This is a genomic window from Streptomyces albiaxialis, from assembly GCF_039530985.1.
GTDB lineage: Bacteria > Actinomycetota > Actinomycetes > Streptomycetales > Streptomycetaceae > Streptomyces > Streptomyces albiaxialis.
The window spans coordinates 114,615-127,615 of sequence record NZ_BAAAPE010000022.1 but is presented as its reverse complement, the minus strand read 5'-3'; the positions used below and the strand labels follow the sequence as shown (position 1 = coordinate 127,615).

Here is a 13,001-nt window from a genome sequence, read left to right as displayed (position 1 = left end):
AGCACATGAGCAGCGACCGGCAGCAGCGGCAGCAGACGGAGCAGACGCAGGACGGGCAGCAGCGGCAGGACCGGCAGCAGTACGCGGCAGAGCGGCAGCAGACCCTGCTGCGGATCGTCCGCGAGGACGGCAGGCTCGACGCCGCCGGGACCGCCGAGCGGCTCGGCGTCTCCGCCGAGACCATCCGGCGCGACCTCGTCCTCCTGGAGCGCCAGGGGCTGCTGCGGCGCCAGCACGGCGGGGCCGTCCCCGCCGAGAGCCTGTCGCTGGAGCCGCCGACCGCCGAACGTACGGGCTACCAGCGCGAGAAGCGGCGCATCGCGCAGGCCGCGCTGGAGCACGTACCGGCGGCGGGGACGGTGCTGATCGACGCCGGGTCCACCACCGCGTGCCTCGCGGAGATGTTCCCCGGCGACCGCGAGCTGACCGTCTTCACCAACACCCTGCCGATCGCGCTCGCGCTCGTCGGACGGCCCCAGCTCGACGTCCACACCCTCGGCGGCCGGGTGCGTGCCCGTACGCTCGCCGAGGTCGATCACTGGGCGATGCGCACCCTCTCCGAGATCCGGGTCGACGTCGCCTTCCTCGGCACCAACGCGATCTCCGTCGAACGGGGCCTGAGCACGCCCGACACCTCCGAGGCCGCCATCAAGCGGCTGATGTTCTCGGCGGCGCGCAGACGGATCCTGCTCGCCGACCACCACAAGGTGGGCAGAGAGCGGCTCTACCAGTACGCCCAGCTCGCCGACGTCGACCTCCTCGTCACGGACACAGGGCTGTCCGACGAGGACGCGGCGCGCCTCACCGACGCCGGAATCCAGGAGATCCTCCGCGCATGATCGTCACCCTCACCCCCAACCCCTCCATCGACCGCACCCTGACGGTCACGGAGTACGTGCCCGGCGAGGTCAACCGCGCCGAGCCCTGCGCCCTCGAACCCAGCGGCAAGGGCATCAACGTCTCACTGGCGCTGCTCGCGCAGGGCCGCGCCACCCGCGCCGTCCTCCCCCTCGGCGGACCCGACGGCGCGGTCCTCGCGCAGATGCTGCACGGGGCGGGGCTGGACTTCGCCGGGGTGCCGGTCGAGGGCTCCGTACGCAGCAACGTGAGCGTCGTCGAGAGCGCGAGCGGACGCGTCACCAAGGTCAACGAGCCCGGTCCCGAACTGAGCCCCGACGAGACGGCCGCGCTGCTGGAGCGCGCCGTCAAGGACGCGGAGGCCGTCTCCGCGAGCTGGCTGCTGGCCGCCGGGAGCCTGCCGCGCGGCGTCGACCCCGGCTTCTACGGGCGCCTGCTGGAGTCGGGGGTCACCGCGCGGGTGGCGGTGGACAGCTCGGGCACGGCGCTCGCGGAGGCGGTACGGCGCGGCCCCGACCTGGTGAAGCCCAACGTCCACGAACTGGCGGAGGCGGCGGCCGTCCCCGTGACGCGGCTCGGCGACGCGGTCGACGCGGCCCGTCGCCTCCAGGACGCGGGCGCGCGCACGGTCCTGGCCAGCCTCGGCGCGGACGGCGCGCTCCTCGTCCCGCCCGAGGGGCAGCCGCTGCACGCCGAGGCGCGCGTCCACCGCCCCCAGAACACCGTCGGGGCCGGCGACGCCCTGCTGGCCGGCTTCCTGGGCGCGGGCGGCGAGGGGCCCGCGGCCCTCCGCGAGGCGCTGCGCTGGGCCTCCGCCGCGATCACCCGCTCCGGCACGCTGCTGGGGCCCGACATAGACGACTCCGGCTTCGAGATCGCGTTCCACGACCGCGTCGACCGGGGCCGCGAACTGGCCCTCGACTGACCCTTCCGGCCCGGCCCTGTACGTGAAGGGCCCTGTACGTAAAGGAAGAAGCCCCATGCTCACCGGCACCGGAGAGATCGCCGCCGAGGGCGGCGCCGTGCCCGCGTTCAATGTGATCCAGCTCGAACATGTCACCGCCGTCGTCGAGGGCGCCGAGCGCGCCGGGCGGCCCGTGGTGCTCCAGATCAGCGAGAACGCGGTGAAGTACCACGGCGCGCTGGCGCCCCTCGCCGGGGCGGCGCTCGCCGCGGCGCGCGCCGCCGACGTGCCCGTCTCCGTCCACCTCGACCACGCCACCGACGAGGCCCTCGTCGAGGAGGCCGTCGAACTCGGCGTGCCCTCCGTCATGTTCGACGCCTCGAAGCTCGACTACGAGGCGAACGTCGCCGCCACCGCGGAGGTCGTCCGGCGCTGCCACGCGCGCGGCGTGTGGGTCGAGGCCGAGCTGGGCGAGGTCGGCGGGAAGGACGGGGTGCACGCGCCGGGGGCGCGGACGGATCCGGCGGAGGCCGTCGCGTTCGTACGGGACACCGGCGTGGACGCGCTCGCCGTCGCCGTCGGCACCTCGCACGCCATGCGGACCCGGGACGCCGCGCTCGACCTCGCGCTCATCGCGGAGCTGCGCGCCGCGCTCGGCGTGCCGCTCGTGCTGCACGGTTCGTCGGGGGTCGCGGACGAGGACCTCGTCGCGGCCGTCCGCGCCGGGATGACGAAGATCAACATGGCGACGCACCTCAACGTCCGGTTCACCGGGGCCGTCCGCGCGTATCTCGCCGCCCACCCCGACACCGTCGACCCCCGGCGCTATCTCGCGCCCGGGCGCGAGGCCGTCGCCGACGAGGTCGCCCGGCTCGTCGCCCTCCTCGGCGGTGCGCGATGAAGCGTGCCGTCGTCTTCGACTGCGACGGCACGCTGATGGACACGCTGCCGTGCGCGGACGCCGCGTACGACGCGATGTTCGCGCGGCGCGGCCGTACGTGCCCCGACGGCGTGCGGACCGCGCTCACCGGGCTCGCGATGGGCGACGCGGGCGCGGTGCTCGGTGCCGAACTCGGCGAGGACGGCGCCGCGCTGGCGGAAGAGCTGAACGCCGAACTGATCACGGCGGTCGGCGCGCTCGCCCGGCCGCTGCCCGGCGCCGTGGAGACCGTGCGGGGCGCGGCGGCCGTACGGCCCGTCGCCATAGCCAGCAACAGCTTCCGCGCGCTGCTCGACAAGACGCTCGCCGTGGGCGGGCTCGCCGCGCTCGTGCCCGTCACCGTCGCCGGGGACGAGGTGCGGCGGCCCAAGCCCGCGCCGGACGTCTACCTCGCCGCGTGCGCGGCGCTCGGCGTGGCCCCGGGCGAGGCGCTGGCCGTCGAGGACACGGCGCTCGGCGTGCGCGCCGCGACCGAGGCGGGGCTCACCGTCGTCGGGATCGGCACCCCCGCGACCTGTCCTGGCGCCGACCTCCACGTCCCGTCCGTCGGCGACCCGGCACTGCGCGCCCTCACAGCAGGGCCGGCGTGAGGTCCGGCTCCTCGAACCCCTCGTCGTCGAACGGGTAGAGGGGCCGCTCCACCCGGTGGTGGCCCAGGCGGAGCAGGTCCTGGTCGACGCCGCCGGGGGTGAGGGCCAGCAGCCAGTCCGCCGCCATCCCGTACAGCTCCGGCTCCAGGTAGCCGATCTTCACGACGACCAGGTCGTATGTGTGCGGGTCCAGTGCGCCGAAGTCGGCGCGGGTGTGGAACGGCTTGCGGCGCTCCGTGAGGACCGCCGTCACCCCGCCCCGGCGCACGGCGGCTGCCCGTACGCCGTCCAGCGTCTGGAGCGAGACGACCTCGCCGCTCAGCGCGTACGGCTCGGCGTGCGGGCCCGTGCCCGCGCTCACCTCGCCGCCCACGCGCAGTTCGACGGACGCCCCGACCCCGGCGGTGAAGCAGGCGTCCACGGCGGCGCGGTCGGTGATGCCGGGGTGGAGCGCGGTGGCGCGGCCCGCGGCGAGGTCCTCGTTCGCGAGGAGACGGCCCAGCATGTACGGGAGGTCGCCCGCGCCGCCCGCCGTCGGGTTGTCGCCCGAGTCGCTGATCAGGAACGGGCGCGCGTCCGACGCCACGGCCTTCGCCACGCACGCGTCCGCCTGGCCCGTCGGGCCCACGAACACGAAGTCGCGCCGCGCCTCCCAGTACCCGCGCGCGAGCGCGCCGGCCTCCTCCCGTACGAGGTCCGCGTCGTCGCCGGTCACGACGACGGCCGCCCGGCACCGGGGCTCGTCGGCCCACGCGTAGCCGACCCACATCGCCGCGTCCGTGACGCCGTCCTTCGCCTCGATCCCGGCGAGCGAGCCGTACAGGGACCTCGCCGGTTCCAGGCGGGTGCTGGTCTTCTCGCCGGGCAGCAGCACGGGGATCTGCACCCACGCGCGGTACGGGCGGCCCTTGCCGTCCCGCAGCCGCTCGACGAGCTTGCGCGCGGCGCGTTCGCGGGTGTCCCACGCGTCCTCGTGCGGGGCGAGGCGGTGGGCCGTGAGCAGATCGAGGTGGCGGGCGAAGTCGTACGAGACGTTGCCGTGCAGGTCCATCGCGGCGGAGAGCAGCGTGTCCGGACCGGCCGCGGCACGGACGGCGGCCGTGAGGGCCGCCTCGGCGTCGGTCATCCCGACGACGCTCATCGCGCCGTGGATGTCATAGACGAGGCCGTCGAGAGGGCCCGCCTCTCTGGTACGGGTCACGAGTTCGGCGGAGATCCGGTCATAGGTCTCCGTCTCCACGGGGCCCCCTGGGAGGGCGACGGCGTGCACGAGCGGGACCCACTCGATGCCGCCTCCTGCGGCGGACAGCTCGTGCGCGGGGTCCGTCCACGCGTACCGGTCGAGCAGCTCTTGCCCTCGCGTCACGCGGAAGTCCTCGTAACCGGACCTGTGCGGGCAGAAGGTGCTGGACTCAATGGCCATCCCCCCTATGCCGATCCGGAGTTTCCGGGTGCTCATTCTTGTCCTCCTTCTGCTGTGCGGATCACGGGGCGCCGTCCCGGCGCGCTCCGCGCGGTTCCCTCAAGGGCGCGGGCCTGTGCCCGGCACGGGGCGCAAGAGGGTGCCCGAATAAGGGGCGCGGGCCTGTGTCGATTTGCGGCTCCGCCGCGTGGGCGCGACCGGCCACGACGCGGGCGCGCCCCGCGAACCAGCGCTCGGGGCACCCCGAACCCGGCTCTTGCTCGCGGGGCACCCGGCGCAGAGGGCTGCGCTTGCCAGCCCTGCGCCTTGCGCAGACCTCCCAAGCGCTCAGGGGGACGCAAGGGCACCCTCTTCCAGCGCAATGCGCCACCCTCTATCAGCGTGGCGGCCGGTCAAGAGGCGGGCTCCAGTTCTCTGAGCGCTGCGTGGCCGGCGCCCAGGAGGCCCGCGTCGGGGCCCGAGGAGGCGGCCTCGATCGTCAGGTCGCCGGTCGCCATGGGCAGGCAGCGCTCGTAGAGCATGGCCCGTACGGCGGCAACCAGAGGCTCGGCCTCCGCAAGGGCACCGCCCAGCAACACCGCCTGCGGATTGAAGAAGTTGACGACGACCGACAGCACCGTCCCGATGTGGCGGCCCGCCTGGCGGACGAGGGTCGTCGCCTGCGGCTCCCCGTCGCGGACGAGGCGGAGGACGTCCGCCGCGCCCTCCACCGCGAGGCCCCGTTCGCGCAGCGCCGTGACGAGGGCCGCGCCGCTCGCGACCGTCTCCAGGCAGCCGATGTTCCCGCACGAGCACGGACGTTCGGCGGCGGCCTCGACGCGGACGTGGCTGATGTCGCCGGCCGCGCCGCCCGCGCCCCGGTAGAGGCGGCCATGGCTGACGACGCCGGAGCCGATGCCGCGGCCCGCCTTCACGACGACGAGGTGGCGCAGGCCGGGGTGGGTGGCGCGGTGCTCGCCGAGGGCCATCATGTTGGCGTCGTTGTCGACCAGCACCGGCAGGCCCGTACGGTCCGCGAGGCGGTCGCGCAGGGCGTACAGGTGCCAGCCCGGCATCCGGGACGGCGCGACGACGCGGCCCGTGCCGGGGTCGACGGGGCCGGGGAAGCCGACGCCGACGCCGCGCACCGTGCGCCCCGCGGCGCGCTGCCGCGCGGCGAGCGCGGAGAGCCGGCCGGCGAGCAGGTCGAGGGTGGGCTCCGGGCCCTCCGTCAGGTCGAACGCGTGCTCCTCGGTGTCGGTGCAGGAGCCGGTGAGGGTGACGGCGCCGAGCCGTACGTGGTGGCTGCCGAGGTCCGCGGCGAGGGCCACCGCGCCGTCGTCCGGTATCCGCAGCAGGCGGGGGCGGCGTCCGCCGCGCGAGGTGCCCTCGCCGTCCTCGGCGAGCAGCCCGAGGTCCACCAGCTCCTGGACGCGCGCGGAGACCGTGGACGCGGCGAGGCCCAGCTCGCGCGCGAGGTCGGCGCGCGAGGAGACGGCGCCGCTGGCGACGAGGTCGAGGACGTGCGCGGCGGAGCCGCGCTGCTCCGCTGGGGGAGACATAGCGATGCCCTTCTCCGTTCCGGCTTTCTTCGTTCGGTCACCGAAGCAAGTCAGCTCCGCAAGTGATCGATAGTAGACATGAGTTGGAGGAAGTCTGCCAAGGGTCTTGACCTTATTTCGTTTCCGTCCGTACTTTGCTCGCTGTCTTTGACCGGTGCTGATCGGACCTCGATCGGACGCAGATCGGAAGGGCGGGAGGCGGCATGCGCGTGCGCAGAGTCACCGCGGGGGTGCTGCTGTTGGGCGCCCTGGCCACGGGTGCCACGGGCTGCGGCCCCAAGGTGAAGGCCGTGACCGACGTCGGCGCGACCGGCGGCACGCCCGTGAAGGGCGGCACCGCGACCATGGCGCTGCCCCCGGCGGCCACGCCCAACTGGATCTTCCCGATCGGCGCCGCGGGCTACACGGCCACGCACAACAGCTCGATCCAGAACCTGCTCTACCCCCTGCTCGTCACCCCCGAGCCCGACAAGAGCGGCAAGCTCACCATGAACAGCCCCCGCAACGTCGCCGAGGACATCCGCTACGGCGACGGCAACCGCTCCGTCACCGTCTCGCTCAAGAAGGACTACGTCTGGTCCGACGGGAAGCCGGTCACCGCGCGCGACGTCAGGTTCTGGTACGAGCTGATCCGCGACAACAAGAAGGAGTGGGGCGGCTACGCGCCCAAGCTGTTCCCGGACAACGTGAAGAAGTTCCAGATCCTGGACGACCACCGGTTCCGGCTCCGCCTCGACCGCGCGTACAACCCCGACTGGTTCACCGCCAACCAGCTCGACAAGTTCAAGCCCCTGCCGCGGCACGCCTGGAACCCGAAGGGCGAGAGCCCGAAGAAGACCTTCAAGCGGCTCTTCCACCACGCCAAGCAGCTCTCGAAGTTCGGCACGGACCCGCTCTGGAAGACCGTCGCCGGGCCCTGGAAGATCGAGAGCTGGTCGCCGTCCGGCCGCGTCTCGCTCGTCCCCAACGAGCGCTACGGCGGCCCCGACAAGCCCCACCTGGACCGCTTCGTCCTCAAGCCGTTCACCACCGCCGGGTCCGAGTTCAACGTGCTGCGCGCGGGCGGCCTCGACTACGGCTACATACCGCCCTCCGTCATGGCCCAGTCCGCGCACTTCAAGGAGACCGGCTACCGCGTCGCCCCCTGGGAGAGCTGGGGCATCACCTACCTCGTGCCCAACCTCAACCACCCGGAGAAGGGCGCCCTGTTCCGGCAGCGCTATCTGCGCCGCGCCCTCCAGTCGCTGATCGACCAGAAGGCGATCTCCGAACACGTCTGGCACGGCAGCGCCGAGCCGACCCTCGGCCCGGTCCCCGCCGCCCTGATGGACCGCAACCCGTACCCGTACGACCCCGGCAAGGCCCGGAAGCTGCTCGCCGCGCACGGCTGGAAGAAGCGGGACGGCACCCTGCGCTGCGTACGGCCCGGCAACGGCCCCCGCGAGTGCGGTAAGGGCGTCGGGGAGGGGCAGGAGCTGAAGCTCGAACTCCTCTCCCAGTCCGGGTCCACGGAGACGTCCAACACCATGCAGGAGATCAAGTCCTCCTTCTCCCGCGCCGGCGTCCGCCTCGACGTCAAGGAGCAGCCGCTCAACACCGTGCTGGGCACCACCATCCCCTGCACACCGAAGGAGCCCGTCTGCTCCCAGTGGGAGCTGGGCTTCTTCGGTACGGCAGGGAGCTGGATCTTCCCCGCCAACCCCAGCGGCGACCGGCTCTTCGCCACCGGCGCGCCCTCCAACATGGGCAACTGGTCCGACCCGAGGACCGACGAACTGATCAAGCGCACCGAGTACTCCGACGACCCCTCGGCCATGCGCGACTACGCCCGCCACCTCGCGAGCGAGGTCCCCGTCCTGTGGACGCCCAACCCCGCCTATCAGGTCTCCGTCATCCGTAACGACCTGCGCGGTGTCGAGCAGAACCCGACACTCACCTTCGCGCCCCAGGACTGGTACTTCGTGAAGGACGCGAAGGGGGGCGAGAAGAAGTGACCCGCTTCCTGATCAAGCGCACCGGCCAGGCCGTCTTCGTCCTCTTCCTCGTCTCCGTCATCGTCTTCGTGCTGCTCCACCAGCTCCCCGGCGGCCCCGCCCGCGCCATCCTCGGGCAGACCGCCACCCCCGAGGCCATCGCGCACTTCAACCACCAGCAGGGGTACGACCGCCCGCTGCCCGTCCAGTACGGCATGTACCTCGAACGGCTCGTCACCGGCGACCTCGGCGAGTCGTACAGGCTCAACCAGTCCGTGGTCACCCTCCTCGGCGAGCGGCTGCCCAAGACGCTGCTGCTCACCGGCCTCTCGGTGCTCGTCGCCGCGCTGCTGGCCGTGCCGCTGGGCATCCTCCAGGCCGTACGCCGCGGCAGGCCCTCCGACTACGCGCTGACCGGCGCCGCCTTCCTCGCCTACGCGACGCCCGTCTTCTTCCTCGGTATCGTCCTCATCCTCGCCTTCTCGCAGCAGCTCCAGCTCTTCCCCGCCGAGGCCCCGCAGGCCGACTCCGTCGGCGGCATCCTCGGCGAACCCGGCGGCCTCGTACTCCCCGTGGTCACCATGGCGCTCGGCATCATCGCCATGTTCAGCCGCTACATGCGCTCGGCCGTCCTCGACAACCTCGGCGAGGACTACGTCCGTACCGCCCGCGCCAAGGGCCAGTCCCAGGCCCGCGTCATGGCCCGGCACGTGCTGCGCAACGCGCTGATCCCCCTCGCCAGCCTCCTCGGCCTCTACCTGCCCACCCTCTTCAGCGGCGCCCTCGTCGTCGAGTCCCTCTTCAACTACCCCGGCATGGGCCTGCTGTTCTGGAACGCCGCGCAGAGCAGCGACTTCCCCGTCCTCCTCGGCGTCACCCTCGTCGTCGGCTGCGCCACCGTCCTCGGCTCGCTCCTCACCGACATCGCCTACGCCGTCCTCGACCCCCGGATCAGGAGCGTCTCGTGACCGCCGAAGCCGTACCCGTGGCAGCGACACCGGCCGAGGAACTGGACGCCACCCCGTCCCTCGCCCGCCGTACGCTCGCCGTCTTCACCCGCAACAAGCTGGCCCTCACCGGTGCCGTGATCCTCGTCCTCCTGTTGGCCTTCTGCTTCCTCGGGCCCCTCGTCCACTCCACGGACCAGGTGCACACGGACCTCGGGCAGGCCAGCCTCTCCCCGCGCGCCGGCCATCCCCTGGGCACGACGGACGTCGGGTACGACATGCTCGGGCGGCTCATGTACGGGGGGCAGACCTCGCTGGAGGTCGGGCTCGCGGCCGGGCTGCTGGCCACGCTCTTCGGCACCGTCTACGGGGCCGTCGCCGGGTACTTCGGCGGCTGGACCGACGCGCTGCTGATGCGGATCACCGACGCGGCGCTCGCGATCCCCGCGCTCTTCCTCCTGGTCGTCGTCGCCGCGATCGTCACGCCCAGCAAGCCCGTCCTGATCCTGATCATCGCCTCCGTCGCCTGGCTCTCGCCCGCGCGGCTCATCCGGGGCGAGGCGCTGGCGCTGCGCAGCCGCGACTACGTGCACGCGATGCGGCTCATGGGCGGCGGCGGGGCCCGCGCCGTGTTCCGGCACATCGTGCCGAACGCCATCGGGACCGTGATCGTGAACGCCACGTTCCAGATCGCCGACGCGATCCTCTACGTCGCCTATCTGTCCTTCCTCGGCCTCTCCATCCCGCCCCCGGCGGCCGACTGGGGCTCGATGCTCAGCTCCGGCATCACCTACACCCAGGTCGGCTACTGGTGGCTGATCTTCCCGCCGGGCCTCGCGATCGTGCTGGTGGTGGCGGCGTTCAACTTCATCGGTGACGGCCTGCGGGATGCGTTCGACGTCCGGCTGCAGAGGGGGTGAGGTGCGGATGAGAGACCTGTCCGGCTGGGGGTACGGGGGTCGGCCCCCGGGAGAACACAGCATCGGTGACGGCCTGCGGGACGCCTTCGACGTCCGGCTGCAGAAGGGGTGAGGTGCGGATGAGAGACCTGTCCGGCTGGGGTACGGGGGTCGGCCCCCGGGAGAACACAGCATCGGTGACGGCCTGCGGGATGCGTTCGACGTCCGGCTGCAGAAGGGGTGAGGGCTCGTGACGACTGACACTCCCTTGCTGCGCGTGGAGGACCTGCGCGTCGAGCTGAGCGGGCGCGACCGTACCGTCCACGCGCTCGACGGGGTCTCCTTCGACCTCGCGCCCGGCGAGGCGCTCGGCCTCGTCGGCGAGTCGGGCTCCGGGAAGACCATGACCGCGCTCGCCGTCCTCGGGCTGCTGCCCGGCGGCGGACACGTCACCTCCGGGCGGATCCTCCTGGAGGGGAAGGACCTCGCGGGGGCGGCGGAGCCGGTGCTGCGCGGCGTACGCGGCGACACCGTCGGCATGGTCTTCCAGGACCCGCTGACCTCTCTCAACCCGACGATGACCATCGGGGACCAGGTCGCCGAGCCCCTGTTGCTGCACCGCGGCGCGCGCCGCGCCGAGGCCCGCGCGAAGGCCGAGGAGACGCTGCGCATGGTCGGGCTGCCGCAGCCCGGCGAGCGGATGAAGAGCTATCCGCACCAGCTCAGCGGCGGCATGCGGCAGCGCGTCGCCATCGCCATGGCCCTGGTCTGCGAGCCGAAGCTGCTGATCGCCGACGAGCCGACGACCGCGCTGGACGTCACCACCCAGCACCAGATCCTGGAGCTGATCGGCGAGCTGCGCGAGCGGCTCGGCATGGCGATGATCCTCGTGAGCCACGACCTCGGCGTGATCGCCCGCCGCGTGGACCGCGCCGCCGTGATGTACGGCGGGAAGATCGCCGAACAGGCCCCGGTACGCCGCCTCTTCGCCGCGCCGCGCCACCGCTACACCGAGGCCCTCTTCGCCGCGCTGCCCTCCGCCGCCGAGGCGGGACGCCCGCTGGCCACGATCCCGGGTCTGCCGCCCGCGCTGACGACGCTGCCGCCGGGATGCCGGTTCGCGCCGCGCTGCGCGTACGCGACGGACGAGTGCCGTACGGAGCCGCCGCCGCTCGCCGAGGAGGGGGAGGGGCACAGCTTCGCCTGCTTCCACCCGGCGGAGGGGACGCCGGGCGGCGCCACGGCGGACGGCGACGGGGAGACGCGCCCCGGGCCCGGGCCCGGCGCCGGGACCGGCGAACCCGAGCCGCTCCTCGAACTCGTCGCCGTCAGCAAGGAGTACGCCCTGCGCGGTGGGCCCTTCACCCGGCGCCGCGACCGGCGGCCGGTGAGCGCCGTCGCCGGGGTCTCGCTGACGGTGCGGCGCGGGGAGACGTTCGGGATCGTCGGGGAGTCCGGCTGCGGCAAGTCCACGCTGGGGCGGATGGCCGTCGGCATGGAGGACCCCACCGGCGGCACGGTGCGCTTCGGCTCGCGGGACGTCGGCTCGCTCGGCCGCGCCGGACTGCGCGCGCACCGGCGCGAGGTGCAGCTCATGTTCCAGGACTCCTACGCCTCGATGGACCCCCGCATGCGCGTCGGCACGATCCTGCGCGAGCCACTGGTCATCCAGGGCGTCGGCGACCGCGCCGCGCAGGACGAGCGGATCGCCGGGCTGCTGGACGACGTCGGGCTGCCGCGCGGCGCCGTCCACCGCTACCCGCACGAGTTCTCCGGCGGCCAGCGCCAGCGGCTCGGCCTCGCGCGCGCCCTCGCGCTCGGGCCGTCGCTCGTCGTCGCGGACGAGCCGGTCTCCGCGCTCGACGTGTCCGTGCAGGCCCAGATCCTCAACCTGATGCGGGACCTCCAGCGGGAGAAGGGGCTGAGCTATCTCTTCATCTCCCACGACCTGGCCGTGGTGCGGTATCTCGCGGACCGGGTCGGGGTGATGTACCTGGGCAAGCTCGTGGAGACCGGCCCGGCCGCCGAGGTGTTCGGTCGGCCCCTCCATCCGTACACCCGGGGCCTGCTGGAGACGAGCACGGCGGGGGAGAGCGGCGCCGGGAACGGCGGCGCGGACGGCGCCGGGAACGGCGACGCGGATGGTGGAGAGGGCGGCGGAGGCCCGCTGGAGGGCGAGACGCCGTCCGCGGCGAGCCCGCCCTCCGGCTGCCGCTTCCGCACCCGCTGCCCGCTGGCCACCGACCTGTGCGCGACGACCGAGCCGCCGCCCGTCGAACCGCACACCCCCGGGCACCGGGTGAGCTGCCACTTCCCCCTGGTCCCCGCGGCGTGAGGGGACGGCCGCCACCCGGCCGCCCCAGCACGCGGAATCGCCTCGCCCGGCGCCGGACGAGGCGCTACGGTCCGGCGCCATGCATCTGCGAGCCGTTCCCTTCGACCACCCCGACGCGGTCGCGCTCAGCGCCCGCGTCCAGGCCGAGTACGCCGCCCGCTACGGCGACGACGGCGACATCACCCCGCTGCGCCGCGACCACTTCCACCCGCCGCACGGCCTCTTCCTCGTCGCCCACGACGCGCGGGGCACGCCCGTGGCCTGCGGCGGCTGGCGCGCCCAGGAGGCCGACGACGAGGGATACGCGGACGGCGACGCCGAGATCAAGCGCATGTACGTGGTGCCCGAGGCGCGCGGGCGCGGGCTGGCCCGGCGCATCCTCGCCGCGCTGGAGGACGACGCCCGCGAGGCGGGCCGCACCCGCATGGTCCTGGAGACCGGCACCCCGCTCCGCGAGGCCCTCTCCCTCTACGTGACCAGCGGCTACGTCCGCACCACCAACTTCGGCCCCTACCGCGGCACGGCGGAGAGCCGCTGCTTCGAGAAGCCGCTGACGCCGGACACCGGCCGCTGGCTGGCCGACACCCGGAC

At 73.5% G+C, this 13,001-nt stretch carries 10 protein-coding genes and 1 pseudogene; 9 read left to right on the top strand and 2 right to left on the bottom strand.

All coding sequences use genetic code 11. The annotated features are described in order from the left end of the window. Positions 1–5 precede the first annotated feature (5 nt). Genes ABD343_RS35485 through ABD343_RS35470 form a run of 4 tightly spaced genes read left to right on the top strand, consistent with a single transcriptional unit; the run spans position 6 to position 3,292 of the window. The gene (locus tag ABD343_RS35485) at positions 6–839 is read left to right on the top strand and encodes a DeoR/GlpR family DNA-binding transcription regulator (protein WP_344534263.1); all 834 of its coding nucleotides are present in this window, start codon (positions 6–8) and stop codon (positions 837–839) included. After that, positions 836–1,783 carry a 1-phosphofructokinase family hexose kinase gene (locus ABD343_RS35480; protein WP_344534262.1) on the top strand — a complete coding sequence of 316 codons (948 nt, stop codon included), beginning with the start codon at positions 836–838 and terminating at the stop codon, positions 1,781–1,783. Before ABD343_RS35485 ends, ABD343_RS35480 begins: the two co-directional genes overlap by 4 nt. 55 nt (positions 1,784–1,838) lie before the next feature. Continuing rightward, a complete protein-coding gene (locus tag ABD343_RS35475) occupies positions 1,839–2,663 on the top strand; it encodes a class II fructose-bisphosphate aldolase (RefSeq protein WP_344534261.1) in 825 nt (274 codons plus the stop codon). After that, on the top strand, positions 2,660–3,292 hold the full coding sequence (locus ABD343_RS35470; RefSeq protein WP_344534260.1) for an HAD family hydrolase: 633 nt from the start codon (positions 2,660–2,662) through the stop codon (positions 3,290–3,292). Before ABD343_RS35475 ends, ABD343_RS35470 begins: the two co-directional genes overlap by 4 nt. Here ABD343_RS35470 and ABD343_RS35465 read toward each other — a convergent pair. Both ABD343_RS35465 and ABD343_RS35460 read right to left on the bottom strand, forming a co-directional pair. Beyond that, positions 3,273–4,751 carry a M81 family metallopeptidase gene (locus ABD343_RS35465; RefSeq protein ID WP_344534259.1) on the bottom strand — a complete coding sequence of 493 codons (1,479 nt, stop codon included), beginning with the start codon at positions 4,749–4,751 and terminating at the stop codon, positions 3,273–3,275. The two genes, ABD343_RS35470 and ABD343_RS35465, sit on opposite strands and share 20 nt — an antisense overlap. A gap of 356 nt (positions 4,752–5,107) precedes the next feature. After that, complete coding sequence (locus tag ABD343_RS35460) at positions 5,108–6,256, bottom strand: ROK family transcriptional regulator (protein WP_344534258.1); 1,149 nt, start codon at positions 6,254–6,256, stop codon at positions 5,108–5,110. A 203-nt stretch (positions 6,257–6,459) separates the two neighbouring features. Between ABD343_RS35460 and ABD343_RS35455 the strand changes: the two genes are divergently transcribed. The 5 genes and pseudogenes from ABD343_RS35455 to ABD343_RS35435 form a co-directional block, all read left to right on the top strand. Further along, positions 6,460–8,250, top strand: a complete 1,791-nt coding sequence (locus tag ABD343_RS35455; protein WP_344534257.1) for a peptide ABC transporter substrate-binding protein — start codon at positions 6,460–6,462, stop codon at positions 8,248–8,250. After that, the gene (locus ABD343_RS35450) at positions 8,247–9,197 is read left to right on the top strand and encodes an ABC transporter permease (protein WP_344534256.1); all 951 of its coding nucleotides are present in this window, start codon (positions 8,247–8,249) and stop codon (positions 9,195–9,197) included. Before ABD343_RS35455 ends, ABD343_RS35450 begins: the two co-directional genes overlap by 4 nt. Continuing rightward, on the top strand, positions 9,194–10,096 hold the full coding sequence (locus tag ABD343_RS35445; protein WP_425578357.1) for an ABC transporter permease: 903 nt from the start codon (positions 9,194–9,196) through the stop codon (positions 10,094–10,096). Before ABD343_RS35450 ends, ABD343_RS35445 begins: the two co-directional genes overlap by 4 nt. A 229-nt stretch (positions 10,097–10,325) precedes the next feature. Continuing rightward, positions 10,326–12,410, top strand: coding sequence for an ABC transporter ATP-binding protein (locus ABD343_RS35440; RefSeq protein ID WP_344534255.1), 2,085 nt, complete (start codon positions 10,326–10,328; stop codon positions 12,408–12,410). A 79-nt stretch (positions 12,411–12,489) separates the two neighbouring features. Continuing rightward, positions 12,490–12,966 (top strand): annotated as a pseudogene (locus tag ABD343_RS35435) (GNAT family N-acetyltransferase); the annotation flags it as partial. Positions 12,967–13,001 lie beyond the last annotated feature (35 nt).